Consider the following 25,810-nt stretch of genomic DNA (forward strand, 5'->3'; position numbering starts at 1 on the left):
CGTTGTGGGGCAGGCTGGCCGTGCAGCGGACGCAAAAAAAGGCCCGGGACAATGCCCGGGCCACAGGGATGCGCTGCTGCGAGGAGATCAGCCGACAGCGCTCATCACGTTGGCCAGTGCGGAGCGCAGTGGCTTGGCGCGATATTGGGAATCGTAAGGCGTGCCGCGCACCTCCTGCCCGTCGGCGCGCTTGGCCGGGTCGAAGCCTTGCAACCAGTTGAACCGGTCGACCATGCCCCACGCGAGCACGTCATCAAGCTTGGCATCGTAATCCAGCATCAGATCGAAATAGCGCCGCGCGAAGTCCGCGACCTTTTCGTCGCGCTGGGCGATATTGGCGGGGAGCGCCTTGTCCTTCACGTCGAACTCGGTGATCAGCAGGCGGTATCCCATGCCGGTCACCTCATCGAGGAACCTGCGCCATTCCCGTTCGGCATAGGGCCCGACGCCCGTGGCCGGATCAATCGCGAAAATCTCGATATGCGACTGGATGCCGAGCGCATCGACCGGGGTGCCGCGCTTCCTCATCCCTTCGAGCAGGCGCAGCACATCATTGCAGTGCTTCTGGTGCTGCGGCTCCCAGCTCATGTAATCATTATAGACCAGTTGCGCGTCCGGTAGCTCGGCCCGCGCGGTGTGGAAGGCGAGGTCGATGACGGCCTCGGGACTGCCCATCGCGCGGCTCATGCTGGTTTCGATGGTGGCATTGCGATCATGGTCGATCGCTTCGTTGACCACATCGTAAGACGTGATGATGCCCTTGTAGCGGCGGGTGACGGTTTGAATGTGCTCGGTCAGCAGCCGCTCGGCCTCGCGCACCGGGTTCGCGCCGTAGTCATAGGTGTTGAGCCAGTTCGGGAACCACTGCGGTCGGTGCCACAGCAGGGTGTGGCCGCGCACAGCCAGCGCGTTCTGCTGCGCCCAGCGCACGATTTCGTCCATCCGGTCGAAGGCATAGACGGTGGGGGCGGGGCGGACGGCCTGCCACTTCATCTCGTTTTCAGGCACGACGATGCCGCATTCGCCCTTGATGATCGCGGTGTAATCGGCGTTCTGGATCGAGCCTGCGTTGGTGGTGCCGGGGGTCGATGCGATGGCGCTGCCGAACTTGCGGCCGCCGCGCGCGGCGATGGCGTTGAGGCCGGGCTGCGGCACGCCGGTCGCAGGCGGCGAGGGTAGGGGAGCGCTGATGGGCGCGGGCGTGGTGCCTGCCGATCCGCCGCCGCAGCCGACCAGCGGCAAGGCGGCAAGCCCGGCGAGCGCCGCGCGGCGGGAGAGGGTGAAATCCGTATCCATGTCAGATGATCTCCACGTCGAGCGGGGTGAGATTGGCCGAGCTATTCCCCGCCCACAGCCGCAGCGGGCCGGGCGGATTGGTTTCGGTGAGGGTGTCGTCCCACACCGCCAGTTGGCGGGCGGGGATGGTGAAGCTGAGCGTGCGGCTCTCACCCGGCCGGAGCGTGACGCGCTGGAAGCCCTTCAATTCGAGCACCTGGCGACTGACCGACAGGCCGGAGCGAGTGATATAGAGCTGCACGACCTCGTCGCCTGAGCGGTTGCCGGTGTTGGTGACGGTCACCTGCGCGCTGATATCCTCGTCCCTGGCGAAGCGGGGCTTGGCGGTGCGCGGGGCGGAGATGGCGAAGCTGGTGTAGCTGAGGCCGTGGCCAAACGGGAACAGCGGGGTCTTGTCATCGAACAGATATCCGCGCCGCGCGCTCGGCTTGTGGTTGTAGAACAGCGGGATCTGCCCTGCGTTGCGGACGACGCTCACCGGCAATTTCGCACCCGGATTGATGTCGCCCAGCAGCGCCTCGGCGACCGCTTGGCCGCCTTCCTGCCCCGGATACCAGCATTCCAGCACGGCATCGGCCTTGGCGATGACATTCGGCCAGCTCGGCGGGCGGCCATTATAGGCGGCGACAATCAGCGGCTTGCCCAGCGCCGCGAGCGCATCGACCAGCGCGTTCTGCTCTCCCAGAATGTCGATGCTGGTGCGGTCGCCCAGGTGGTTTTTGGCAAAGCCTTCGCGGCTGGTCTGCTCGGTATCGCCGATGGCGAGGATGATGGTGTCCGCGCGGCGCGCCACGTCCACCGCCTCGGCGATCAGTTCGAGGTTGGCGGCGCGGTCTGCCAGCGTCACGTCGTCGGCTGAGCGATCCTCGCTGGTGGTGATGAACACCCCCTGCGCGGTGACAGAGTCGGCGTCCGGCGCAATCATGCGCAGCCCTTCGATCAGGCTGATGGTCTGCTTGGGCACGCTTGAATAGCCGCCGAGCCGTGCAATCGCGTGGTTGGGGCCGATGACTGCGACCCGGCCCATCCTCTTGCGGTCCAATGGCAGCGCGCCGTTGTTGGTGAGCAGGCACACGCCCTTCCTCGCCGCCTCCAGCGCCAGCGCGCGGGCCTCGGCGTTGCCAGTCAGCGCCTCGGCCAGCGCGGCATCGCCATAGGGGTTCTCGAACAGCCCGCAGCGAAATTTGAACGCCAGCATCCGCGCGCAGGCGGTATCGACCAGCGCTTGCGGCACGCGGCCCGCGCGCACGGCATCTGTCAGCGTGGCGAAGGCCATACCCTCGGGCAATTCGCTGTCGACCCCAGCGCGCAGGGCCTGATGCGCCGCGTCCTCAAGATCGCGCGCGACGTGGTGGAGCGTGGCCAGTTCGTGCACGCCGCCGTAATCGCTGGCGATGATGCCGTCGAAGCCCCACTCGCCGCGCAGCACGGTGCCCAGCAGCCACGCATTGGCATGGGAGGGCACACCGTCGATCTCGTTGTAACTCGGCATCACCGCGCCGACCGAACAGCGCCGGACCACCTCGCGGAAGGGGGGGAAGAAGTTCTCTCGCAGCTCGCGTTCGGAGATTTGCGCGGGGGCGACATTGTTGCCGCTTTCGGGCTGGCCGTGCCCGGTCATGTGCTTGAGGGTGGCGAACACCTTGCCGTCCGCCAGCCGTTCAAACTTGCCCGGCCCTTGCAGCCCCTCCACGGCGGCAACCGCCATCTCGGCGGCGAGGTAGGGGTCTTCGCCCCACGTCTCCTCGATCCGCCCCCAGCGCGGATCGCGCACGATATCGACCACCGGGGACAGCACCAGCGGCACCCCGCGCGCGCGGGTTTCGCGGGCGATCACCGACTGGACGCGGCGCATCAGGTCAAGATCGAAGCTACCCGCCAGCGCAATGGCCTGGGGGAACATCGTCGCCTCAGTCGCCATGTAGCCGTGGAGCGATTCCTCGTGCAGCAGCACTGGGATGCCGAGGCGGGTGTTCTCGACCGCCCAGCGTTGCAGGGCGTTGATGAAGGCGACCGTCTCCCCCGGCTTGCGCCAGCGTGCCGCCGTGCCGCCGGCCGCGCCGGTGATGCCGGGAACGCCGCGCTTATCGCTCGGGCGGGTGACATGGCCGATCCCGTCGGGGAAGGCGGCGCTGGCCTTGGCCGGGTCAAAGGCGAGGCCATCGATCATGTCAGCCTTGGCCGCCCATGCCGTGCGGATCTGCGCGACCTTTTCCTCCAGCGTCATGCGCGCCATCAGGTCTGCGACCCGCAGGGGGATCGGCGCAGCAGCGTCCTTGTAAACCGCACCGCCCGCGGCCCACACCGCAGGCCCCGCCGCCAGCGCCAGCACGGCGAGGCTTCCGCCTGCCATTAAGCGCAAGGCGTGGCGGCGGGTGTGGCTCACTCGGTCACCGTCAGCGTGACGCTCTGCACCTCGGCCGAGTTGGCGCCGGTCATCAGCGTGAAGGTGCCGGGCTCGACCACCTGCTTCATGTCGGTGTTCCACAGCATGAAGGCACGCGGTTCGATGGTGATCGCCACATTGCGCGTTTCACCGGGGGCGAGGGTAACGCGCTGGAAGCCGACCAGTTCCTTCACCGGGCGTGTGACCGAACTCACATCATCGCGCAGGTACACCTGCACCACCTCATCGCCTGCACGCTTGCCGGTGTTGGTGACCGGCACGGTGACCGTCACGCCTTGACCAGCCTTGATGCTGCGCGCCGAAAGCTGCGGCGCGCCCAGCGCGAAGGTGGTGTAGCTGAGGCCCCAGCCGAAGGGATAGAGCGGCGTCACCTCGTCGAACAGATAGCCGCGCCGCGCACTTGGCTTGTGGTTGTAGAACATCGGCAATTGCCCGGCATTGCGCGCGGTCGAGACCGGCATCTTGCCGCCGGGATTGATGGTGCCGAGCAGCGCATCGGCAATAGCGGTGCCCTGCTGTTCGCCCGCGTACCAGGTTTCGAGGATCGCATCGGCCTCGGCCGCGATGGTCGGGTAGCTCGGCGGGCGGCCATTGACGAGCACGACAACCACCGGCTTGCCCAAGGCCTTCATCGCCGTGAACAGCGCGTTCTGTTCGCCGACGAGATCAAGGCTGGTGCGGTCGCCCAGATGCCCTGCGGCCCAGCCTTCGCGGCTGGTTTTCTCGGTGTCGCCGATGAACAGCACGATGGTGTCGGCGGTCTTGGCGACCTCGACCGCTTCGGCAATGCGCCGACGGTTTTCGGCCGGGTCGGCAAGGTCCACCGGATCGTCCCACCAGTCGCTGTCACCTTTGACGATCTCGACCCCCAGCGCGTGGACGATCCGCGCCCTGTCGCCCACGGCAGCGCGGATGCCTGCGAGCGGCGTCACGCTGGCACGCGGTTCGCCGTAATAGCCGCCCAGCCGCGCGACATTGGCGTTGGGTCCGATCACCGCGATGGTCGGTTTCTTCCCGGAGGCAGGCAGCGACAGCGGAAGCGCGCCATTGTTCTTGAGCAGCACCAGCGACTTTTCCGCCGCCAGCCGCGCCAAAGCCACCGCGTCCGGGCCGTTCGACCTTTTTGCCTTGGCGAGATCGGGCCAGGGGTTGTCGAACAATCCGGCGTTGAACTTCGTCGTCAGCAGGCGGCGCACTGCGTTGTCGATGGCGGACTGCGGCACGCGGCCTTCGCGCACGCTCCGCGCGAGGTCCTTGAACCCCGCGCCTTCGGGCAGATCGACATCGACGCCCGCCAGCAGCGCGATCTCGCCCGCGCGGGCATTGTCGGGCGCGATGTGGTGGAGGCGGGCCATGTCCTCGATTGCGTAGTAATCGGAGACGACCGCGCCCTGGTACTTCCACTCGCCGCGCAGCACGTCCTCCAGCAGCCAGCGGTTGGCGTGGCTCGGCACCCCGTCGATCTCGTTGTAGCTTGCCATCACCGCGTCGATCTTCGTGCGTTTCACCACCTGTTCGAACGGCGGGAAGAACATCTCGCGCAAGGTTCGCTCGCTGATCTGGGCAGGGCCGACATTGGTGCCGCTTTCGGGCTGGCCGTGGCCGGTCATGTGCTTGAGCGTGGCCATCACCTTGCCCGGCGCAAGCTTGCGCGTGGTGCCGGTGCCCATCAGCCCTTCGACCGAGGCGACGCCCATCTCGCCGACGAGGAACGGGTCTTCGCCGAAGGTCTCCTCGATCCGGCCCCAGCGCGGATCGCGCGCGACATCCACCACGGGAGAGAGCACCGAGTGGACGCCGCGCGCGTGGGTCTCGTCAGCAATCAGGGCATTGATGTCGCGGATCAGCGCGGGGTCCCAGGTGCTGGCAAGACCAATGGCCTGCGGAAAAGCGGTCGCATCCTTGGCGGCGAGGCCATGGAGCGATTCCTCGTGAAACAGGACGGGGATGCCGAGCCGGGTGTTCTGCATCGCCCACACCTGCGCATCGATCACATACTGGATGCTGGCTTCGATGGAGCGGCGCGGCACCTTGCGCGGAGAGGATGGCCCGGCGCGGTCCGAGGGGCGGGCGATCTGGCCGATCCCGTGGGGGAATTTTGCGGCTGCCTTGGCGGGATCGAAGACATCGCCGTCGCCCTGGATCTGGCCCTTGCTGTCCCAGATGGTGAGGAGCTGCGCGACCTTTTCGTCCAGTGTCATGCGCGCCAGCAGGTCTTCGACGCGCTGCTCGGTCGGCAGGTTGGCGTTCCAGTAGGGCGCGTCTTTCATGGCCCGCTCAACCGCCACCGGCTGCGCCACAGTCGCCGGTGCGGCAACCATCCCGAACGCTGCCAGACACACGCCAGCCGCCAGCGCGGCCCGCTTGATCCCTCTCATTCTATGTCCCTCTCCTGCCACGACGGCTTGACTGACCGCCTGTTTGTGGTAGCGCTACCATGATGAGAGGGACGGGCCTTGTCAACCGGCTTGCGATGCTGATTGTGGCGGTGGGGGCAGCGATGGTCCCGTTCGCTTCGCTGCATGCTGAGGATGGCTACGACCTATGGTTGCGTCAGGCGCCGCTGTCGGCAGCCGAGGCGCAGGCGGCGCGGCCTTATTTGGGGCGGGGCGTCCAGGTGCTCGCGGCGATGTCGCCAACCGTGCAACTGGCGGTGGATGAACTGGGGCAGGCGGGTGCGGGCATGACCGGGCTCGAACCCTCGACCCATCCCGCGCTGGTCCTCGCGCGCGCAGACCGGCTCGAATCCGGCGGCTATCCCAAGGATCCGCGATTGGCAGGCGCGCCACCGGGCAGCTATTCGATCCGCGCCGTGCATTCGGGCCGTATCCTGATCACCGCCAACGACGATCTTGGTCTGCTCTATGGTGCCTTCGCGCTGGTCCGCCACGTCGGAGCGACCGGCACCGTGGCGGACGCCGAGGCCTTTTCTGCCCCCGCCATGCCGCTCAGGATGCTCAACCATTGGGACAATCCCGATGGCCATGTCGAACGCGGCTATGCCGGGCGCTCGATCTTTGACTGGTGGCACCTGCCCGAAAAGCTCGATCCCCGCATGATCGACTATGCCCGCGCCAATGCGAGCGTGGGCATCAATGCGGTGGTGGTGAACAACGTCAACGCCCGCGCCTTCATGCTGGAGTCGCGGTACATCGCGAAGCTCAAGCGGCTGGCGGACGCGTGGCGGCCCTATGGCATCCGGGTGTTCCTGTCGGCGCGGTTCTCGGCCCCGAAGGACATCGGCGGGCTCGCCACCGCCGACCCGATCGACGCTGCGGTCGCGGCCTGGTGGCGGGCCAAGGCGGATGAGATTTACGCCGCCATCCCCGATTTCGGCGGGTTTCTCGTCAAGGCCAACTCCGAAGGCCAGCCCGGCCCGCAGGACTATGGCCGCACCCATGCCGAGGGCGCGAACATGCTCGCCGCCGCGCTGGGCGACCGCGGCACGGTGGTCTGGCGCGCCTTTGTTTACCGGGCCGAGGACGATACCGACCGGACGATGCAGGCCTATGCCGAGTTCCAGCCGCTTGATGGTCAGTTTGCCAGTAACGTCATCCTGCAGGTCAAGAACGGCCCGCTCGATTTCCAGCCGCGCGAGCCGTTCCACCCCCTGTTCGGCGCGCTGCCCCGGACCAAAGTGATGCTGGAGGCGCAGATCACCCGCGAATATCTCGGGCAGGCGACCGGCATCGTCTATCTTGCGCCGCTGTGGAAGGAAGTGCTGGAGGCCGACACCGGGCGGGGCGGAACCGTGGCGCAGATCGTCAGCCCCGTTGGCATGACGGGGGTCGCCAACATCGGCGCGGACCGCAACTGGACCGGAACGCATTTCGACCAGGCCAACTGGTACGCCTTCGGGCGGCTGGCGTGGGATCCCACGCTGACCAGCGAACAGATCGCCCGCGAATGGACCGCGCTGACCTTCACCCGCGCGCCCGGGCCGCGTGACGGGATCGTGCGGATGATGCTCACCAGCCGCGAAACTCTGGTGAAATACACCGGCCCGCTCGGCCTTGCTCACCTCATGGCGACCGGCCATCACTATGGCCCCGGCCCGTGGGTGTGCGATCTGGAGCGGGCAGACTGGAACCCGTGCTACTATCACCGGGCCGACCGGCGCGGGATCGGGTTTGACCGCACCGCTACCGGTTCCGACGCGCTCGCCCAATATGCACCGTCGATAGCGGCCCGCTGGAGCGATCCGGCGACCACCGACCCGCGCCATCTGCTGTGGTTCCATCACCTGCCGTGGGATCATCGCATGGCGAGCGGGCGGACGCTGTGGGAGGAACTGGTCAACGCCTATGGCTGGGGCGTACTCGAGGCCCAGGCGCGGCAGCAGGGCTGGACGAGCCTCACCCCGCATATCGACCCGGAGCGCCACGCCGCCGTTGCAGCCGATCTCGCCATCCAACTCACCGAAGCGCGCTGGTGGCGCGACGCGTCGCTCAGCTTTTGGCAATCGCTTCACGGCCTCCCGCTTCCCGTCGGCGCCGCGCCGATCCCGGAGCGGCTTGAGGCCTACAAAGCGCGCACCTTTCCCGAGGCGCCCGGCCAATGAGACGGCTCATGGTAGCGCTGATCATCGTGCTTGCTGACACTCGGCGCATCGCAGTATGGCGGCTGCCATGAACAGCGCCAAATCCCTCACCGCAGAGACCACCGCTCCGGGCCGCAAACGCAATGCCCGGCGGAGCAATGCCGCCCCGACCATCACCGATGTCGCCCGCGAAGCGAAGTGTTCGCCCATGACCGTCAGCCGGGTCATCAATGGCGAGGAGAACGTGCGCGAGGACACCAAGCAGAAGGTCCTGAGCGCGATTGCGAAGCTCAACTACGTCCCCAACCGCGCGGCGCGCTCGCTGGCGGCGGGATCGCAGTTGCGGATCGCGCTGCTGTTCGACAACCCTTCCGCCTCCTACCTCAGCGAATTCCTGATGGGCGCGCTGGAGGAGGCGAGCCGCCGCGACATCTATCTGGTCGTGCAGGCCTGCGAGAACACCACCGAAGCGCAGAAGGTGATCAAGAAGCTGCTCGACGGGGGGATCGAAGGCTTCATCCTGCCTCCGCCGCTGTGCGACGATCAGAACGTGCTCGACCAGATCCGCGCTGCGGGCGGGATCGCGGTCGCGGTCGGCCCGGGGCGCGCGACCGGCAGCCACGGCGCGGTGCTGATCGACGAGTTCCAGGCCGCCTATGACATGACCCGGCACATCATCAGCCTTGGGCATGAACGGATCGGCTTCATCATCGGCAATCCCGAACAGGTGGCGAGCGGGCGGCGTCTGCTCGGCTACCGGTCAGCGATGGAGGATGCCGGGCTGGCGATTGACGAAAGCCTGATCGCGCAGGGCCAGTTCACCTATCGGTCGGGCATGGTCGCGGCGGAAAAGCTGCTGAGCGCCAGCCATCGTCCCACCGCGATCTTCGCCTCCAATGACGACATGGCCGCCGCCACCGTTGCCATGGCGCACCGGCGGCATCTCGACGTGCCGGGCGACATCACGGTTTGCGGGTTCGACGATACCGAGCTGGCCAGCTCGATCTGGCCCGAGCTTACCACCATCCGTCAGCCGATCCGTGAAATGACCGCCGAGGCCGTCGCCATGATCGCCCGCGTCCACAAGCAGAAGCCGCGCATCGCCCGCGCCAAGGCGGAGCAGCTGACGCTCGCCTACCAGCTCATCCGCCGCAATTCCGACGCAGGGCCCAGCCTTGCCGCATCCTTCAGCAAGCCTCCCGGGAGCCCATGACCGATAATACCACCCCCCGCCGTCTGCGTTCGCGCGACTGGTTCGACAACCGCGAACGTATGGATATGACGGCGCTCTACCTCGAGCGGTTCATGAATTACGGGATCACGCCCGAGGAATTGCAAAGCGGCAAGCCGATCATCGGCATCGCGCAATCCGGCAGCGATCTCAGCCCCTGCAACCGCATCCACATCGATCTGGCCAAGCGCACCCGCGATGGCATCCGTGATGCAGGCGGCATCCCGATGGAATTTCCCGTCCACCCGATCTTCGAGAACTGCCGCCGGCCGACCGCCGCGCTGGATCGCAACCTGCTCTATCTCGGACTGGTGGAGTTGTTGAACGGCTATCCGATCGATGGCGTGGTGCTGACCACCGGCTGCGACAAGACCACGCCCTCGCAGATCATGGCGGCGTCCACGGTCGATATCCCGGCGATTGTGCTGAGCGGCGGGCCAATGCTTGACGGTTGGCACGAAGGCGAGCTGGTGGGCTCTGGCACCGTTATCTGGCGCAGTCGCCGCAAGCTGGCGGCGGGCGAGATCGACGAGGACGAGTTTCTGCGCCGCGCGACCGACAGCGCGCCCTCCGCCGGGCACTGCAATTCGATGGGCACGGCCAGCACCATGAACGCGGTGGCCGAGGCGCTGGGCATGTCGCTCACCGGCTGCGCCGCGATCCCCGCGCCCTATCGCGAGCGCGGGCAGATGGCCTATCGCACGGGCAAGCGGATTGTCGAGATGGTGCTCGAAGACCTGAAGCCCTCCGACATTCTCACGCGCAAGGCGTTCGAAAACGCGATTGCCGCGGTCAGCGTGATCGGCGGATCGTCCAACGCCCAGCCGCACATCATGGCGATGGCGGCGCACGCGGGTGTGAGCCTCGAAACCGATATCTGGCAGAAGCACGGCTATGATCTGCCGCTGCTGGTGAACATGCAGCCTGCGGGGCAATATCTCGGGGAGCGCTTCCACCGCGCGGGCGGGGTTCCGGCGGCCTTGTGGGAGCTGTTGCAGGCGGGCAAGCTGCATGGCGATGTGCTGACCTGCACCGGCCTGACGATGGCCGAGAACCTCACAGGCGCCGAAAGCCATGATCGTGAGATGATCCGGCCCTTCGCCGATCCGCTGATCGACCGCGCGGGGTTCATGGTGCTCTCGGGCAATCTGTTCGACTTTGCGATTCTGAAGACCTCGGTGATCTCCGAAGCCTTCCGCGCCCGCTACCTCTCGCGCCCCGGCTCCGAAGGCGTGTTCGAGGCGCGGGCGATCGTGTTCGACGGGTCGGACGATTACCACCACCGCATCAACGATCCTGCCCTGAACATCGACGAGGATTGCATCCTCGTGATCCGCGGCTCGGGCGTGGTCGGCTGGCCGGGGAGCGCGGAGGTGGTCAACATGCAGCCGCCCGACGCGATGATCCGCGCGGGCAAGCAATGGCTGCCGACGCTGGGCGACGGGCGACAATCCGGGACGAGCGACAGCCCCTCGATCCTCAACGTCAGCCCGGAAAGCGCGGTCGGCGGGGGGCTCGCGTGGCTGCGAACGGGGGATGTGATCCGCGTCGATCTCAACACCCGGCGCTGCGATGCGCTGGTTGAGGAGGCGGAGATTGCGCGGCGGCTGGCCGAGGAGGCTTGCCCGCCGGTGCCCGACAGCCAGACCCCGTGGGAGGAACTCTACCGCGAGAAAACCGGCCAATTGGCCGAAGGCGGCGTGATGGAGTTTGCGCTCAAGTACCGGGGCACGGCGAAAAAGCTGCCGCGGCATAACCATTGATGCGCCGCCTCGCCCTGACTTTGCTGCTGGCCGCAACGCCTCTGGCCGCAGAGGCACCATCGCCGGGCAGCAACCCGATCATCCGCGACCGCTTCACCGCCGACCCCGCGCCGGTGGTGATCGGGGATCGCCTCTGGCTCTACACCGGCCATGACGAGGCGGGCGAGGGCGAGATGTTCAACATGCGCGAATGGCTCGCCTATTCGACCACCGACATGCGGACGTGGACCTATCACGGCCCGATCATGAAGGTGGCGGACTTCGCATGGGCCGCCAAGGACGCATGGGCGGCGCAGGTGATCGCAAAGGGCGGTCGCTACTGGCTCTACGCGGCGGTCGAGCATGACGCGACCAAACCGGGCAAGGCCATCGCGGTCGCGGTTGCCGACCGCCCCGAAGGCCCCTTTACCGACGCCAAGGGCGCAGCGCTGATCAGCAACGACATGACCCCCAAGGGGACCCACAGCTGGGAGGACATCGACCCCACCGTCTTTACCGACGATGACGGCACCACCTGGATCGCGTGGGGCAACCGCCAGTGCTACATCGTCAGGCTGGGCGCGGACATGGTCAGCATTGACGGCCCGATCCGCGAGATCACCCCGCCGCATTTCGAGGAAGGCCCGTGGCTGCACAAGCGGGGCGGGCTCTATTACCTCACCTACGCCTCACTGGACCGCGCGACGCATACCGACGAGCGGGTGTCCTATGCCACGGCGACATCGCTGGACGGGCCGTGGACCTATCGCGGGGAGTTGACCGGATCGGGGGAGGGCAGCTTCACCATCCATCCCGGCATCGCCGAATTCAAAGGCCGGTGGTATCTGTTCCTCCACAACGCCGCGCTGACCATCGGTGAGCGGAACGGCGCGCTCGGGCGGCGGGCGGTGACGGTGGAACACCTCAGCTATGACGCGCAAGGCCTGATGCGCCCCGTCACGCAGACCGCCGCCGGTGTGACTGCTCTAAGCGACGCCGATCCGTAGGCTGACGCTCACCGTCTCGCCCGGCGCGCAGAGCGGCATGGCTCCGGCATTGGCGGCGTCGGGCAGGTGGCTGACCGGCTCAAGACAGAGGATCGCGGGATTGTCGGGCGCGTAGAGATGCAGCAGCCCCGCGCCCTCCGCCGCCAGCGTGATCGTGCCGCAGTCATCGGTAACGCTCGCCGTGCCGTCCCAGCCGGTGAAGCAATGGTCGATCAGCCGCGCCGGCAGAGCCGCGCCCGCCGCAAAGTCAGCGAAATGGGCAGGCGGCAGGCGCTCGCCCGTCGGGATCAGGTCCGCGCCGACCGCGACCACATCCGCCGCTGCAAACCGCACCCGGCTTTCCGGTCGGCGGCGCAGATAGGGGTGGAGGCCGAGGCCGGCAGGCATCAGCCGCTCCGAATGATTGGTCAGCGACAGCGTGATCGCACACCCCGCATCGCTCAAAACGATTTGCTGGCGCGCCAGATAGGCCCAGGGCCAGCCCGGCGCTCTGCCATCATGGCGATGCACCAGCGTGCAGTGAGCGGGGCCATGGCTCTCCACCGCCCAGACCGATTGCCAGCCATGACCGTGGATGGCGTGGCGTTCGGGAAGGAAATTGCGCGCCAGCGCCACCACCGCGCTCTCCCAAGCGAAGCGCCCCTCGGCAATCCGGTTGCACCACGGCACCATAGGAAAACACGCCGCATCGAGCGGTGAGCGCGAGCTGGAAGGCATCGCCCGCAGCACCGGCATGTCGCCGCACGCCAGCGCCGCAATCAGCCCGCCCGCATCCGGCAGCACCCGCGCGTGCCAAGCGCCGCTCTGGAGAACAAGCTCGGCCATTGCGGAAAAACCTCTGTACGATCAGTCTGTCAGCGCGCGGGCGGCGTGGGCGCGGATCCGATCCTGCATCCCGGTGTCGCTATCGAATACGCCGTACCAACCCTGCGGCTCGTGCGGCGGGTCGCCCATATAGGCGGCGTCGCCGGTGGCAAAGCGGAAATCGGCATGGGCCGCGCGCGCTTCGCCATTCCACGCCCAGAAGTTGCTCCCCGCGATCACCCCGCCGCTGCGCCAGCTGGCTTCGACCGCGTCGTAAATGACGCCGTAATAGGCTTCGCGGAAGGTGGTCGCGGCCTCCGGCCCATAGGCCTCGCCATCGCGCGGGAAGCCGAACTCCTCGATCACCAGCGGCTTGCCGAGGCGTTCGGCAATGGCGACATGGGCGGCGACATACTCGGCGACCTTGCGCCGCCCTTCCGGCCATGTCCCGGCCAGATCGCTCCCTGCCACCCAGCCCCAGTTGAGCGGCCAGATATGGGCGGTGACATAGTCCACATCGCGATGCGCCGCGGCGACCAGTTCCGCATCGCCGTTGGTCGCCTGCGTCCCTTCCTGCCCGAGGCTCACCAGATGCCGCGGCGAGCCAGCGCGGATCAGTGCGGCGGTCTCGGCAATCCAGCCGAGATAGGCTGCGCGGTTGGCGGCGATCGCGGCCTTGCTGCCGCCCGGGCGTGGTTCGTTCGCGAGCTGCCAGCTCATGATCGCCGGGTCTTGCGCATAAGCCACGCCGTTCACGCTGTTGCGGCGGGCCAGCAGGCTGCGGATATGCTTGCGGTACAGCGCGACGGCATCCCGGTTGGCGTAGACCGCGGCGGTGGCATCGGCGAAGGCGGGCCAGGGATGCGCCGGATCGCCCATGTCGATATAGGTGCCGGTGGTGCGGTAGAGCAGGGTCTGCAAGCCGCCCGACCACTCCCAGAAATTCGACAGCACCAGCACCGCCGTCATCCCGCGCTTCGCAATCTCCGCCAGCGCGAAGTCGAGACCTGCGAACAGCGCCGCATTGGCGCTGCCATCGGGGCGGGTGAAGCCGGGCGTGATAGCATTCTTGAGCGGGCCTTCCTCGGCCGCCGCCATGATCCTGAGATTGTTGATGCCGAGCGCTTGCAGCCGGTCAAGCTCGCGGATCAGCCGCGCGCGGTTGCCATAGGCCGCATCCGCGCCCAGCCATGCGGCATACCACAGGTTCGCGCCGGTGATCCGGTATGGCGTCTTGCCCCGGACGAGCTGCGTGCCTTGGCGGGTGACGAAGCCGGGAGCAGGGGTCTCACCCCGCGCCGGGACGCTGCTGAGTGCCAGCGTCCCGGCCGCTCCGGCAACGGCCTCACGGCGCGTCAGCCTCACGGCGCGATATCGAGGCCGAAGCCGGGGACGGGCATCCCGCCGCCATCGACCAGATTGACCACGGGCGCATCGGCCCAGGCATAGCGCACGCGGGTGGGCGTCATGCCCGGCGGCGCGGGGATCACCATGCGGCTGCCATCAAGGCTGGCGAGCGCAAAGCGGCAGGTGCCCGGCGCCGCCTCGCACAGTTCGACGCCGAGCGGGTAGGGGCCGCCCTGCGCCTGCAATGCGCCTTCGATCCCGGTGAAGCTGACCGCGACATTCGCGCCTTCACGCACCGCGCGTTCGGGCATCGGCAACCGGCGGCCATTGAAGGCTTCGGCCAGCCTTTTGCCCAGATCGTTCTTGTTGGCGGGGTGAATGTCGGTCGGCTCGCCAATGTCGATCGCGGTGACGAGGGCGGCGTTGCCGTCGGCGACGACGGCGCGGCGCTGTTCGTCGCGCAGTTGGCCCCAGCCGGACTCGCCCGGCGCAGAGCGGCGCTCTCCCCAATCGGCGAGCTGCACCACCAGCATCCGGGTCTGCGGGCCGAACTGGCGGCGCCATCCGGCAAACAGGCTGGCAAGCTTGGCGTCATAGGCGGGCTGTCCCGCGTCGGATTCGCCCTGATACCAGGCCACGCCTGCCAGCGTCATCCGGCCGAGCGGCGCGATCATCGCATTGTGCATCACCCCGATGCCCGCATTGGCATCCCACGGCGCGCGCGGGGGAACGTCGGTGACAGTGGTGGTCGCGTAGTCCCAATCCGCGCCCAGCGGGATGCGCTCCCCATTGGCGGCGGTGAAGTGTAGCCGCTCCGGCCCGGCGAAGAAGCCGCCGGTGTCCCACATATTGTTGGCGGCGATCAGGATGGTGTTTTCGCCCGGCTTTAGGTGCTTGGCCGGCACGCGGTAGGTGCGCTCCGTCCCCCAGCCGAAGGTGTAGCCGACCGGATGGCCGTTGACGAAGGTCAGGTCGAGATCGTCGATGGCACCGATGGCGAGGCTGCCATCCCACTTGGCCTGCTGCGCGGTCAGCGTGATGGTCTGGCGCAGCCACAGATTGGCGCGCGGATTTGTGTCGAGCCCGGTGCCCTTCCATTCGTTCCAGAAGGAAAATTGCGGGATCGGCTTCCAGTCGAGCAGCGCGGGATTTTTCCACGGCTCGCGCCCCTTGTCCTGCGACCGCCACCAGTCGAACCACTGCGGGACGAAGGCCTGGGCGGCGGCATAGGGATCACGGGCGTAGAGCGCGAGCTGATCGAGCGCGGCCTCACCGTGGCGTTCACGCGCGCCTTGCGGATCATACCACGCGCGCGCGGCGCTGCCGCCCCAGTTCGAATGGATGAGGCCGATCGGCGTGGCGGGGTCTTTCTTCCGCAGTGCCTTGGCCATGTAGAAGCAGGCTGCGGAAAAGGGCGCGACGGTTGCGCTGGTCGCCGGGGTCCATGCGACCGGGCTGGCGAATTGCGCTTGCGGCAGAGGCGCGGTCGCCTTGGGAATCATGAGCAACCGGATGCCGTCATCGGCGGCGAGGCGCAGCTGGTTGGAGACATCGAGCGCCCGATCGACCGAAAGCTCCATGTTGGACTGGCCGCTGCACAAAAAGACGTTTCCGATCAGAATGTTGCGATAGGTTGTTGAACCTGCGGAATCGCTGATCGTCAGGGTGTGCGGCGCGGCGGAGTTGGATTGCGCGGGCAAAGTGGCCAAAAAGGCGCCGTTGCCGTCGGATTCTGCAGTGGTTGCGCGGTCATCAAGCCGTAGTGTCACGGTTGTTCCCGGTTTTGCGCGCCCGGAGAGCGTCAGCGGCGCGCCGGATTGCAGCACCATATTGTCGCCAAATCCGGCGTCCAGCACCGGGTTGGAAAGGGCTGCGGCGGACCACAGCGTCGCAAGAGTGACCGGCAAAACTTTGAAAAGACGTAACATCAGCCGAGCCTGGCGCGCGTCTGCGCAAACCCGGCAACGGGCGCGGCGAAGGCAAACAGGCTCCCTGCGAGCGGCCTCTCCGCCATGTCCTGTTGGGACATGTTCTTGGTTGCGGAGGTGACGAAACCCGTTTTGCAGTCTGTCCCGCCGAACGCCATCTTGGTGATGTCGCGGGCGGGCATGGGGACGGTCGCGACCAGCTTGCCATCGGGCGCAAAGCGGGCGACGCAGCCGCCAAGATAGAGCCCGGTCCAGACATGATCCTCGGCATCGACCACCGGCCCATCGGGGTAGGCGGTAGGGAAGTGCGCCGCGGTATCGGCGAAGAGCCGCGCCTCGCCTACACCGGCGGATGAAAGGTCGGCGACCATGATCTTCTGGGCGATGGTATCGGTGAAGTAGATCCGGTCCCCCTGAGCGTTGACCGCAGGGCCATTGGTAATGGCGATCCCGCTTGGCCCGGCAGGGCGGATCTCACCCCGGTCGAAAACATAGAACCGGCCCGACGCGGCCCCCTCGGCATCATCCATCGACCCGAACCACACCCGACCCCAGGGATCGGTGCAGGCATCATTCAGTCGGTTGGTGGCAGGCTCCCCCGGAACCACGCAAAGCTTTGTGAACGCTTGAGATTCCGGCGCGAAAAGGTAGAGCCCGTCCTTCAACCCGCACAGCAATCCGCCCCCTTCAGCGGGGATCGCCCAGCCGATCTGTTCGGGCGCTTCGGTAAAGCCATTGCTGCCCGTGGCCGGGTCAAGGTGCCACAGCCGCTTGCGCTTGATATCGACGAACCAGACGATCGCCCGCTCGGCATCCCACAGCACACCTTCACCCAGCAAGGTGTCAGCGGCGAGCACGGCGGTGACGGGCAGGCTCATCTCCATCCGGCATCGACCCAGTAATTGTGCGCGGTGCAATAGCGCGCGTCGTCCGAGGCGAGGAAGAGAGCCATCGCGGCAATATCGACCGGCTGGATACGGCCGTCAAGGCATTGAGCGGAAACGATTTCCGCCTCCCCTTCCGGCGAATACCACTGCATCTGGCGCGGGGTCTGGACGTTCCCGGGGATGATGGTGTTGACCCGGATGTTGTCCCGCCCCAGCTCGCGCGCCAGGCTGCGGGTCAAGCCCTCGATGGCGGCCTTGGCGGTCTGGTAGATCACCAGATCCTGCAGCCCCAGATGCCAGCTGATCGAGCCCATGTTGACGATCGACCCGCCGCCCGCCGCCCGCATCGCGGGGAGCACGGCTTTGGCGGCGAAGAACTGGTGCTTGAGGTTCACCGCCATCCGCTCGTCCCAATAGGCGGGGGTGACATCATCAAGCGCGTGACGATCATCGCTCGCCGCATTGTTGATCAGCACGTCGCAGCCGCCGAGCTTGGTGATCAGCTTTTCGATCTTGTGCCCGTAATCGGCGCAATCGGTGATGTCGCAGCGCAGGAAGTGCGGCGGGATTTCGACATCCGCGAGCCGCCGGATCAGCTGTTCGCTCGGGCTTTCCTGAATGTCGACAAAGGCGACGGCTGCGCCTTGCCGGGCGAAGGCTTCCACCACCGCCTCACCAATGCCGGAGCCGCCACCACTGACGATCACCTTGCGCCCGGTCAGGCTCGGGTAGATCGCGCTGTGCACGCCAGCGCTGCTCGAATGCGCGTCCAAAACTTGTCCCCATCCCTCAGTGACGCGGCGGATGATCCCTCTCCGGCGCGCCTTGTCAAATCATGTCCTGCCGTCAGATCCGGTCGATAAGACCGCGCGCGGCAAGGTTGCTTACAAAGCCGCCGATCCCCATCGTCCATGCCGGAGCATCGCGTGAGGTTGTGACGGTGTTGGTCAAAGTGCCCAGCCGGTGCGAGCGGATCGTCACCACATCTCCCACCTTGTGCGTGAACCCGGTTCCCGGCGTATCGCGGTCCTGCGTGGGTGCGAACAGCGTCCCGCAGAACAGGACGAAGCCATCGGGATAATGATGTTCCGACAGGCACTGCGCCACCAGATCGAGCGGATCGCGGCTGATCTGGCTCATGTCGTTGCGGCCTTCGAGGCGGTAGCCCTCGGGGCCTTCGATGGTGAGTTCGACATCGGCGCTGCGCACATCATCAATGGTGAAGCCGTCGTCAAACAGGCGGATGAAGGGGCCAATCGCACAGCTGGCGGTGTTGTCCTTTGCCTTGGACAGCAGCAGCGCTGAGCGGCCTTCGAAATCGCGCAGGTTGACGTCATTGCCGAGCGTCGCGCCGATCACCGCGCCATGCGCATCGCAGACTAGCACGACCTCGGGTTCGGGGTTGTTCCAGTGCGAATCCGACCGCACCCCGATGGGCGCACCCGCGCCCACCGCCGACAGCACCGGTGCCTTGGAGAAGATCTCCGCATCCGGGCCGATCGCGACCTCGAGATATTGCGACCACATGCCCTCTTCGATCAACGCGGCCTTGAGCTGCGCTGCGGCATCACTGCCGGGGATGACGGCGCGGATCCCGGCCCCGACCTTGTCTTCAAGCTGGGCGCGGATTGCGGCGGCTTCATTGGCATCGCCGCGCGCCCGTTCCTCGATCACGCGCTCAATGGCTGAGACAGCGAAAGTAACACCGGCAGCCTTGATGCATTGCAGATCGATAGGGGTGAGCAGGCGCCAGCCTTCGGGCAGGCCGTCCTCGACTAGACCGATCGGTGCGCCGCCGCTGAAGCTGCGCCGCGCGATGGCCCCGGAAACGGTGCTGGCGATGCCGGTAAGGTCATGGATCATGCCGCCTTCGATCGCGATGACGCACGGCCCCTCAGGCGATTGCGCCCGGCCGATGAAATGGCCCTGGCGGTAATCCGCCGGCAGACTTTCCAGAATCCTCTCGGCCATTGCTGGCTCTTGCCCTCCTCATTGATAGCGCTACCATAGAACCGCAATCACGGGCCGACAAGCCCCCAAAGCAAGCGATAAGCGGGAGGGAATGGGATGACACGCAGGATGACCGGGCTGGTGAGCGCACTCGCGCTGATGGGGACAGCAGACGCCGTAGCGGCGCGCGATGTGATCGCCGCGTTCGACTTTCTCGCATACGAATCGGTCGAGGCCGAAGCGCCGGTTCCTGAAGGCGCGTTTCGCAATCCGGTCTTGCCGGGCTTCCACCCCGATCCGTCGATTGTGCGCGTTGGCGATGATTTCTATGCCGTCACTTCGACCTTCAGCTGGTTTCCGGGCCTCCCGATCCTGCACAGCACCGATCTGGTCAATTGGCGGCTGATCGGCAATGCCATCGACCGCCCCACGCAGCTCGATTTCAGCGGGCTCGGCACCAATCGCGGGCTGTTTGCCCCCGCGATCACGCATCACGGCGGGCGCTTCTGGATCGTCAACACCTGCATCGAATGCGGCGGTAATTTCGTCATCACCGCGACCGATCCCGCCGGGCCGTGGAGCGATCCGGCGTGGCTCGATTTCGGCGGGATTGACCCTTCCTTGTTCTTCGACGCCGATGGCAAGGCGTGGATCGTCTACAATGATGCGCCGCCCGGTGAGCCGAAATACGAAGGCCACCGCGCGTTGTGGCTGCAAGAGTTCGATCCGGCGGCGATGAAAGTCTTGCCGGGGCGCACCTTGCTGGTGGATGGCGGGGTCGATCCCAGCACCAAGCCGATCTGGGCCGAGGGGCCGCACATCTACAAGATCGGCGCATGGTACTATCTGCTGACGGCCGAAGGCGGCACGGCGGACCAGCATTCGCAAACGATCTACCGCGCGTCCAAGGTGACGGGGCCTTACACCCTCGGACCGTTCAATCCGATCCTGACCCAGCGCGATCTGCCCGCTGGCCGCCCTGAACGGGTCGAGGCCACAGGCCATGCCGATATTGTCCAACTGGATGACGGATCGTGGTGGGGGGTGTTCCTCGCCACCCGACCCTTCGCCGGGCAATCGACGCTGATGGGGCGCGAGACGTTCCTGCTGCCGCTCAGGTGGCAAGACGGCTGGCCGCGCTTCTTGGACCGGCAGGAGGCCGTGCCGATGGTGCTCACCAAGCCGAACCTGCCCGCATCGCCCGGGTCCGCATGGACGAGTTGGCGCGATGAATTCGACGCCGCTCTGTCCGATGAATGGATTGGCCTGCGCACACCCGGGCAGACGCCCCCATTCGCCATCGCGGCGGGAGAGTTGCGGATGATCGCCGGGTCAGCGGCGGCGGGCAGCCTCGGCAAGCCCGCCTTCATCGGTCGCCGCCTGCGCCATCACCGCGCAGCGTTCTCCACCCGGCTCGCCTTCACGCCTGAACGCAACGGCGATTTTGCCGGCCTGCTGGCCTTTATGGACGAGACCCACTTCCTCGCCGCGGGCAAGGAGCGTGGGCGATTGGTGGTGCGCTTGCGCACGTCGGCCGAGCAGGGCAGCAGCGGGGTGATCGTGGCCGAGCAACCGCTCACCACAGATGCACCGATCGAACTCAAGCTCGCGCTTGATGGCGGCAGCGCGCGGGTGTTCTGGCGTGCGGCAGACGCGAGCGCATGGCAGGCCGTCGGCGGCCCGATCAATGTCGAGCCGCTCGCTTCGGTCCACGCCGGGCTGTTCACCGGGCTGGTGGTCGGCCCCTATGCTTTCTCGCCGGGTTAGCGGAGGGGCTCAGTTGGTCTTGAACACATAGACCGGCCCGATCTCGACCGATTGCGCGGCGCCCGCAAAATGGAGCGTGATGGTCGCATCCCCCGCACCGAAGTCGCGCGTGGCGGTGAAGGGCAGGTTGACCATCTGCCAGCGGTCGCCGATCTTGAAGACCTTGTCGCCAAAGCCTTCGTAAGGCGGGGTGCTGCTCTGCATCCGCGCGTAGATCAGGCCCTTGCCGTCATCGGTCTGTGCGCTGATCGTGCGCGCGACTACGGCGACCATGAACTGATCGCCTTCCTTGACCTCGGGAATGATCGGGAGCGCGGTGGTCAGATCCCAGCGGTTTGCGCCCACCTGGGTGGTGGTGAAGCGGGTGGCTTTCTGGAGCCAGATTTCGGGGATATCGAGCCCCTGCCAACTCCCGCCGGCACCACCATGCGCCCAGGCGCGATTGATCGGATCATTGATCAGCTGCCCGGCGCTGCGCAGGGAATCGGGCATTTCGATGCTGGCCGGGTCTTTCAGGCTCGGCTGCGGTGCGGCGGCGGCGATCTGCTTGGCGATGATGGTGGGCGAGCCCTTGACCACGATCGTCTGACCGATCTCGATCTGCTGCCGCGCACCTGCCAATTGCAGCGCGACGATGGCATCGGCCTTGCGGATGCGCTTGTCGGCGCGCGCGCTTACCTCATACCATTCCCACTCCGACCCGACGAGCATAGTGGTGTCACCGAACCCGCCATAGGGCGCGGCGTTTTCCTGAAAGCGCACCCCGATGATCCCCTTGCCGTCCGACCTTTCGGTGCTGACCACGCGGGCGTAGAAGCCGACTGTGACCTGATCGCCCGCGCTGATCTCGGCAAGCAGTGGCACGTTGGTGGCGACGGTGTAGGGAAACGCGCCCTTGGCCTTGATATCGAACACCCGCGCCGCGCCGCCGCCGGGGATGTCGGCCGCTTGCCGTCCGCTGGTTTCGAAGCTGTCGCCATAGCTCGCCCAATCGATCCGGGTCGGATCGTTGATGAGATCGCCCGGCACCTGTTCGTCAAACGCGGCAAGCTCGGGCGGGAGCTGGGCCAGCGCAGGCACGGCAACAGCCAGCAACGCCGCGCCCGCGGCAAGGGTGATCGAGGTATGGTTCATGACCTTCAGGCTCCTCATCCGTCAGTTCTGTTCCTTCAGCCCCACCGCGCCCAACATGCCGGGCAGCCACTTGCGCTGGTTCTGGTCATAGAACGGGAAGGTGTTGGTATAGGCCCACATGCACACGCCGATCCCGGTGGGGGCGAAGGCATCGGTGATCATGCGGTGATACTTCACCCGGTCGGCCAGCGGGATGTGCGCATCATAAGCGCCGACTTCGCCCATGAACGGAGTCTTGCCGGTGCGGGCGATATAGGTCTGGATCGAGGCCACATCCCGGGCGAGTTGGGCGGCATCCTGCGTCGTCGGGAACACCCGGCCCACGGGCGGCATATCGGGTTTGGTCCACTCCGCCCCCTGATGGGTGTAGGTGAAGGGGTCATAGTAGTGGAAGGTCGGGTGGATGTTCGGGTCTTCGGGCAGTGGCAGCGTTTCCAGCGACTTGATCCCGCTCCAGTTCTCGCCGCCGATAATCACCGCACGGGTCGGATGCAGCGCGCGCACTTCCTTCAGCGCCGGGGCGAGGGTGGCGAGCAGATTGCTGTGGTTGAAATTCTTGTGCGGCTCGTTTTCGAGTTCGAACCACAAGGTGGCTTCGGGGTAACCGGCAAAGCGCGCCGCGATCTGTTTCCAGACCCCGCCATGCCAGGCAGCCACCGCCAGCGGATCGTCATGGATCGGGTCGAAGTGGTGGCTGTTGAGGATGACGTTGAGCTTCGCCTCCAACGCCCAGTCGACGATCTGCTGCACCCGGTCCATCCACTTGGGATCGACCGTGTAGGGCGGGGTGTCGCTGCTCTTGTTGTGCCAGCGCACCGGGATGCGGACGGTATCGAAACCGGCGGCGGCAATCCGCTCGAAATCGGCCTTGCGCGCCGGAGCGCCGCCCCATGCGCCTTCGGTCATCGGTTCGAGCGTGTTGCCCATGTTGATGCAGGTGCCGACCGGCAGCGGCTTGGTGACAGGCGCAGGCGATTGCGGGGCCTGCGCCAGCGTGGCGGATGCCAGCCCGAGCGCCGCAACGCTCAATGCCGATGCCAAAGCAAAGCACTTCATTGGTCTCTCCCTTGATGCAGCCTTTTCGGCTTGCTTGTTCCCCAGTCCGATAGCTTCAGCCCGTCAGCGGCAGGGCAATACCGCTTCCGCATCACTCCCCAACCGCACTTCGGCGATGGCGAAATCCGCCTTGCCCTCGGTCTCCAGCACGAAGGGCCGTGTCAGTTTGGCAACGTCCGCGCCCTTGTCGCGCAGGCATTTGAGCGGGATGCCATAGCGAATGTAGCCTTGGCTGACCGGCAGAGCGATCTCGGCAAACCCCCGGCTGCCGGGGCCGGTCGCGCCGATCCGCGCCTTGGCGGGCGCGTGCCAGCTGCGCAGCGTCACCAGCAGCATCACATCGCCATTGGCTTCGCGCGCGACATCCACACCATCGAGATTGCCGAGCTGCACACTCGCATTCCCGCCGGTGATCGCAAAGCGCTTGGCCCCTTCCTGCACCTTGTAATTCTCAGCCGTCACCCGCATCCGTCCGCCGAGCGCCTCGGCGGGAAGGGTGGTGACGCGCGTTTCGACCTCGCCGTCAGTGCCGGTCAGCATCAACGACCACCGCGCTGCCGGAGTGCCCGCGTTGAGCCACACGCGGCTATCGCCCGCGAGGCTCTTGGTATCGAGCTCTGGCAGCATCGCCCAGTCACCCGCCCGCGCACTGTAATCGAGGCCGAAGCCGAGCGGGAACAGCGCGCCTTCGCTCAGCAGCGTGGTGCGCGGCCATGCGGCGGGCAGGGTGCCGGTGAAATCGAACCGCGGCTTGCCCGCGCTATCACCCACCAGAACATCGGCCACCCCGCCGCCCTCGCTCCCCGGCAACCATGCGACCACGAAAGCGTCAGCGGTGTTGAGCGCGGGGTTCACATAGAGCGGCCGCCCGGTGATCATCACCGCGATCACCGGAATGCCCTCGGCCTGCAATTTTCGCATCGTCGCGTAGGGCGCGGTCAGTTGGGGATCGAGCACCAAGGCCGCCCGGTCGCCCTGAAACTCGGCATAGGGCGTCTCGCCGAACACCACCACGGCGGCGTCGGGCTTTTCGGTGTAGCTGCCATCGGGCGAGAGGACAGCGCTGCCGCCGCCCGCCTCCACCGCCTGCTGCAATCCGCTCCAGACCGAGGTTGCGCCGGGGAAGTGGCGATTGTCGATCCCGGTGCCTTGCCAGGTCAGTGTCCAGCCACCTGACTGGCGCGCGATGTCATCAGCCCCGTCGCCCGCGACCAGCAACCGCTTGCCCGGAGCCAGCGGGAGCACGCCCTGATTCTTCAGCAGCACCAGCGACTTGCGAACCGCTTCGCGCGCAACGGCACGGTGCTCGGGCGCGCCGAGAAGCTCGTATTGGCCGGCATAGGGGCGGTCGGATGGTTTGCCTGCCTCGAACAACCCGAGCCGCGCCTTGACCCGCAGGATCCGCGCCACCGCATCGTCGATCCGTGCCATCGGGATCGCACCCGACTTCGCCCGCGCGAGCAGATCATGGTAGATCGGCTTCCACGTATCGGGCGCCATATACATATCGAGGCCCGCCAGCAGCGCCTGGGGGCATGCCTCATTGGTGCAGCCCGCCACTTGCCCGTGAGCGTTCCAGTCGGAAACGACAAAGCCACCGAAGTCCATCCGCTCCTTGAGAACGCCGGTGATCAGCGAGTGGTTGCCGGTCATTTTCACGCCCTGCCAGCTGGAAAAGCTGACCATCACGGTCGAGACGCCCTCGGCAATCGCAGGGCCATAGGGCTTGCCGTGAATGTCACGCAACGCCGCCTCGCTGACCGAACTGTCGCCCTGATCGACGCCGTTATCGGTGCCGCCATCGGCAAGGAAATGCTTGGTCGAAGCGATCACGTAAGGCCCGGCCAGCAAATTGTCGCCCGCAGGCGGTCCCTGCAATCCGCGCACCATTGCGCCGACATAGGAGGCGACGATCTCCGGATCGGAAGAATAGCCCTCGTAAGCGCGGCCCCAGCGGAAATCCTGCGGCACGGCGACGGTCGGGGCAAAGGTCCATTCCTGCCCGGTGACCCGGATTTCCTTGGCCGTGATCGCGCCAATCCGTTCGATCAGCGCCGGATCGCGCATCGCGCCGAGCCCGATATTGTGCGGAAAGATCGTTGCGCCAATGATGTTCGCATGGCCGTGAACCGCGTCGATGCCCCAGATCATCGGGATGCCCACCCCACCGTCCGACGTGTCGACCGAAGCGAGGTAGAAATCATCCGCTGCCTTCAGCCAGTCGGGCGCGGGGGACAGGTCATTGCCGTTTGGGCCACTATTGCCGCCGACCAGCAGCGAGCCGAGCTTGTATGTCCTGAAGTCATCAGGCGTGACGCAGCACAGATCGGCCTGCACCAACTGCCCGACCTTTTCCTCGATCGTCATGCGCGCCATCAGCGCCGCAATCCGAGCCTCGTGCTCCGCGCGGGTCGGGACGGGGTAGTCGTAGGCGGGCCAGATCGAGGGATGGGCGGTGCCGGGCGCAGCAGGCGCAATCGTCGCAGCAGCGGCTGGCGCGGGTGTCTGGGGTGCTTCCGCCCAAGCGGTCGGCGCAACCTTGGCCGAGGCCAGAAGCCCCGCGACAAGGCAAGCCCGTGTGCGACCTGAATGGCCTGTCATTTCCCTCTCCCATGGCGGTGATGCCCGCCAGACCCCTGCGTTCTTGCTAACGCTAACATTGATGTTGGAAAATCTGTAGCGGGAAGTCAATCCGGCCGGTGGCTGATTGGCGG

17 protein-coding genes are annotated in these 25,810 nt (G+C 66.5%); 5 read left to right on the forward strand and 12 right to left on the reverse strand.

Going from position 1 to position 25,810, the window contains the following annotated elements; translation table 11 throughout:
- Window positions 1–87 precede the first annotated feature (87 nt).
- Genes ACLBKT_RS02200 through ACLBKT_RS02210 form a run of 3 tightly spaced genes read right to left on the reverse strand, consistent with a single transcriptional unit; the run spans window position 88 to window position 6,081 of the window.
- Window positions 88–1,296 (reverse strand): endo-1,4-beta-xylanase, encoded by a 1,209-nt coding sequence (locus tag ACLBKT_RS02200; protein WP_410181345.1) that lies wholly within the window; start codon window positions 1,294–1,296, stop codon window positions 88–90.
- A gap of 1 nt (window position 1,297) precedes the next feature.
- Window positions 1,298–3,649, reverse strand: coding sequence for a glycoside hydrolase family 3 N-terminal domain-containing protein (locus ACLBKT_RS02205; RefSeq protein ID WP_410181346.1), 2,352 nt, complete (start codon window positions 3,647–3,649; stop codon window positions 1,298–1,300).
- Window positions 3,650–3,678: 29 nt separating this feature from the next.
- A complete protein-coding gene (locus ACLBKT_RS02210) occupies window positions 3,679–6,081 on the reverse strand; it encodes a glycoside hydrolase family 3 N-terminal domain-containing protein (RefSeq protein ID WP_410181347.1) in 2,403 nt (800 codons plus the stop codon).
- 59 nt (window positions 6,082–6,140) lie between these two features.
- Between ACLBKT_RS02210 and ACLBKT_RS02215 the strand changes: the two genes are divergently transcribed.
- From ACLBKT_RS02215 to ACLBKT_RS02230, 4 genes are all read left to right on the forward strand, one after another.
- Complete coding sequence (locus ACLBKT_RS02215; RefSeq protein ID WP_410181348.1) at window positions 6,141–8,264, forward strand: alpha-glucuronidase family glycosyl hydrolase; 2,124 nt, start codon at window positions 6,141–6,143, stop codon at window positions 8,262–8,264.
- A 67-nt stretch (window positions 8,265–8,331) separates the two neighbouring features.
- The gene (locus tag ACLBKT_RS02220; RefSeq protein ID WP_410181349.1) at window positions 8,332–9,456 is read left to right on the forward strand and encodes a LacI family DNA-binding transcriptional regulator; all 1,125 of its coding nucleotides are present in this window, start codon (window positions 8,332–8,334) and stop codon (window positions 9,454–9,456) included.
- Window positions 9,453–11,237 carry an IlvD/Edd family dehydratase gene (locus ACLBKT_RS02225; RefSeq protein ID WP_410181350.1) on the forward strand — a complete coding sequence of 595 codons (1,785 nt, stop codon included), beginning with the start codon at window positions 9,453–9,455 and terminating at the stop codon, window positions 11,235–11,237. Before ACLBKT_RS02220 ends, ACLBKT_RS02225 begins: the two co-directional genes overlap by 4 nt.
- Window positions 11,237–12,223: a family 43 glycosylhydrolase gene (locus tag ACLBKT_RS02230; protein WP_410181351.1), complete on the forward strand. Its 987-nt coding sequence runs from the start codon at window positions 11,237–11,239 to the stop codon at window positions 12,221–12,223. Before ACLBKT_RS02225 ends, ACLBKT_RS02230 begins: the two co-directional genes overlap by 1 nt.
- Here ACLBKT_RS02230 and ACLBKT_RS02235 read toward each other — a convergent pair.
- The 6 genes from ACLBKT_RS02235 to ACLBKT_RS02260 all read right to left on the reverse strand — a co-directional run bounded on the left by ACLBKT_RS02235 (window position 12,203) and on the right by ACLBKT_RS02260 (window position 19,160).
- Window positions 12,203–13,048, reverse strand: coding sequence for an aldose 1-epimerase (locus ACLBKT_RS02235; RefSeq protein ID WP_410181352.1), 846 nt, complete (start codon window positions 13,046–13,048; stop codon window positions 12,203–12,205). The two genes, ACLBKT_RS02230 and ACLBKT_RS02235, sit on opposite strands and share 21 nt — an antisense overlap.
- A 21-nt stretch (window positions 13,049–13,069) precedes the next feature.
- Window positions 13,070–14,392 (reverse strand): glycoside hydrolase 5 family protein, encoded by a 1,323-nt coding sequence (locus tag ACLBKT_RS02240; RefSeq protein ID WP_410181353.1) that lies wholly within the window; start codon window positions 14,390–14,392, stop codon window positions 13,070–13,072.
- Window positions 14,389–16,302, reverse strand: a complete 1,914-nt coding sequence (locus tag ACLBKT_RS02245) for a sialate O-acetylesterase (RefSeq protein WP_410181354.1) — start codon at window positions 16,300–16,302, stop codon at window positions 14,389–14,391. The genes ACLBKT_RS02240 and ACLBKT_RS02245 overlap by 4 nt, the downstream gene beginning before the upstream one ends.
- On the reverse strand, window positions 16,302–17,180 hold the full coding sequence (locus ACLBKT_RS02250; protein ID WP_410181355.1) for an SMP-30/gluconolactonase/LRE family protein: 879 nt from the start codon (window positions 17,178–17,180) through the stop codon (window positions 16,302–16,304). Before ACLBKT_RS02250 ends, ACLBKT_RS02245 begins: the two co-directional genes overlap by 1 nt.
- Window positions 17,177–17,935: an SDR family NAD(P)-dependent oxidoreductase gene (locus ACLBKT_RS02255; protein WP_410183630.1), complete on the reverse strand. Its 759-nt coding sequence runs from the start codon at window positions 17,933–17,935 to the stop codon at window positions 17,177–17,179. The genes ACLBKT_RS02250 and ACLBKT_RS02255 overlap by 4 nt, the downstream gene beginning before the upstream one ends.
- Before the next feature lie 100 nt (window positions 17,936–18,035).
- Window positions 18,036–19,160 carry a fumarylacetoacetate hydrolase family protein gene (locus tag ACLBKT_RS02260; RefSeq protein ID WP_410181356.1) on the reverse strand — a complete coding sequence of 375 codons (1,125 nt, stop codon included), beginning with the start codon at window positions 19,158–19,160 and terminating at the stop codon, window positions 18,036–18,038.
- Window positions 19,161–19,256: 96 nt separating this feature from the next.
- On the opposite strand from ACLBKT_RS02260, the gene ACLBKT_RS02265 reads away from it, so the two are divergent.
- On the forward strand, window positions 19,257–20,906 hold the full coding sequence (locus tag ACLBKT_RS02265; protein ID WP_410181357.1) for a glycoside hydrolase family 43 protein: 1,650 nt from the start codon (window positions 19,257–19,259) through the stop codon (window positions 20,904–20,906).
- 9 nt (window positions 20,907–20,915) lie between these two features.
- Here the strand turns inward: ACLBKT_RS02265 and ACLBKT_RS02270 are convergent, their stop codons facing one another.
- The 3 genes from ACLBKT_RS02270 to ACLBKT_RS02280 all read right to left on the reverse strand — a co-directional run bounded on the left by ACLBKT_RS02270 (window position 20,916) and on the right by ACLBKT_RS02280 (window position 25,697).
- Complete coding sequence (locus tag ACLBKT_RS02270; protein ID WP_410181358.1) at window positions 20,916–22,040, reverse strand: hypothetical protein; 1,125 nt, start codon at window positions 22,038–22,040, stop codon at window positions 20,916–20,918.
- 21 nt (window positions 22,041–22,061) lie between these two features.
- A complete protein-coding gene (locus ACLBKT_RS02275) occupies window positions 22,062–23,096 on the reverse strand; it encodes a glycoside hydrolase family 5 protein (protein ID WP_410181359.1) in 1,035 nt (344 codons plus the stop codon).
- 63 nt (window positions 23,097–23,159) lie between these two features.
- Window positions 23,160–25,697: a glycoside hydrolase family 3 N-terminal domain-containing protein gene (locus ACLBKT_RS02280; protein WP_410181360.1), complete on the reverse strand. Its 2,538-nt coding sequence runs from the start codon at window positions 25,695–25,697 to the stop codon at window positions 23,160–23,162.
- Window positions 25,698–25,810: the final 113 nt, after the last annotated feature.

This window comes from Erythrobacter sp. W302b (assembly GCF_046452395.1).
Classification (GTDB): domain Bacteria; phylum Pseudomonadota; class Alphaproteobacteria; order Sphingomonadales; family Sphingomonadaceae; genus Erythrobacter.

Excerpts from the sequence above, each read along its gene's own strand:
- ACLBKT_RS02200 (WP_410181345.1), bottom strand. The coding sequence starts at position 1,296 with ATGGATACGGATTTCACCCTCTCCCGCCGCGCGGCGCTCGCCGGGCTT.
- ACLBKT_RS02205 (WP_410181346.1), bottom strand. The coding sequence starts at position 3,649 with ATGGCAGGCGGAAGCCTCGCCGTGCTGGCGCTGGCGGCGGGGCCTGCG.
- ACLBKT_RS02210 (WP_410181347.1), bottom strand. The coding sequence starts at position 6,081 with ATGAGAGGGATCAAGCGGGCCGCGCTGGCGGCTGGCGTGTGTCTGGCA.
- ACLBKT_RS02215 (WP_410181348.1), top strand. The coding sequence starts at position 6,141 with ATGATGAGAGGGACGGGCCTTGTCAACCGGCTTGCGATGCTGATTGTG.
- ACLBKT_RS02220 (WP_410181349.1), top strand. The coding sequence starts at position 8,332 with ATGAACAGCGCCAAATCCCTCACCGCAGAGACCACCGCTCCGGGCCGC.
- ACLBKT_RS02225 (WP_410181350.1), top strand. The coding sequence starts at position 9,453 with ATGACCGATAATACCACCCCCCGCCGTCTGCGTTCGCGCGACTGGTTC.
- ACLBKT_RS02230 (WP_410181351.1), top strand. The coding sequence starts at position 11,237 with ATGCGCCGCCTCGCCCTGACTTTGCTGCTGGCCGCAACGCCTCTGGCC.
- ACLBKT_RS02235 (WP_410181352.1), bottom strand. The coding sequence starts at position 13,048 with ATGGCCGAGCTTGTTCTCCAGAGCGGCGCTTGGCACGCGCGGGTGCTG.
- ACLBKT_RS02245 (WP_410181354.1), bottom strand. The coding sequence starts at position 16,302 with ATGTTACGTCTTTTCAAAGTTTTGCCGGTCACTCTTGCGACGCTGTGG.
- ACLBKT_RS02250 (WP_410181355.1), bottom strand. The coding sequence starts at position 17,180 with ATGAGCCTGCCCGTCACCGCCGTGCTCGCCGCTGACACCTTGCTGGGT.
- ACLBKT_RS02260 (WP_410181356.1), bottom strand. The coding sequence starts at position 19,160 with ATGGCCGAGAGGATTCTGGAAAGTCTGCCGGCGGATTACCGCCAGGGC.
- ACLBKT_RS02265 (WP_410181357.1), top strand. The coding sequence starts at position 19,257 with ATGACACGCAGGATGACCGGGCTGGTGAGCGCACTCGCGCTGATGGGG.
- ACLBKT_RS02270 (WP_410181358.1), bottom strand. The coding sequence starts at position 22,040 with ATGAACCATACCTCGATCACCCTTGCCGCGGGCGCGGCGTTGCTGGCT.
- ACLBKT_RS02275 (WP_410181359.1), bottom strand. The coding sequence starts at position 23,096 with ATGAAGTGCTTTGCTTTGGCATCGGCATTGAGCGTTGCGGCGCTCGGG.
- ACLBKT_RS02280 (WP_410181360.1), bottom strand. The coding sequence starts at position 25,697 with ATGACAGGCCATTCAGGTCGCACACGGGCTTGCCTTGTCGCGGGGCTT.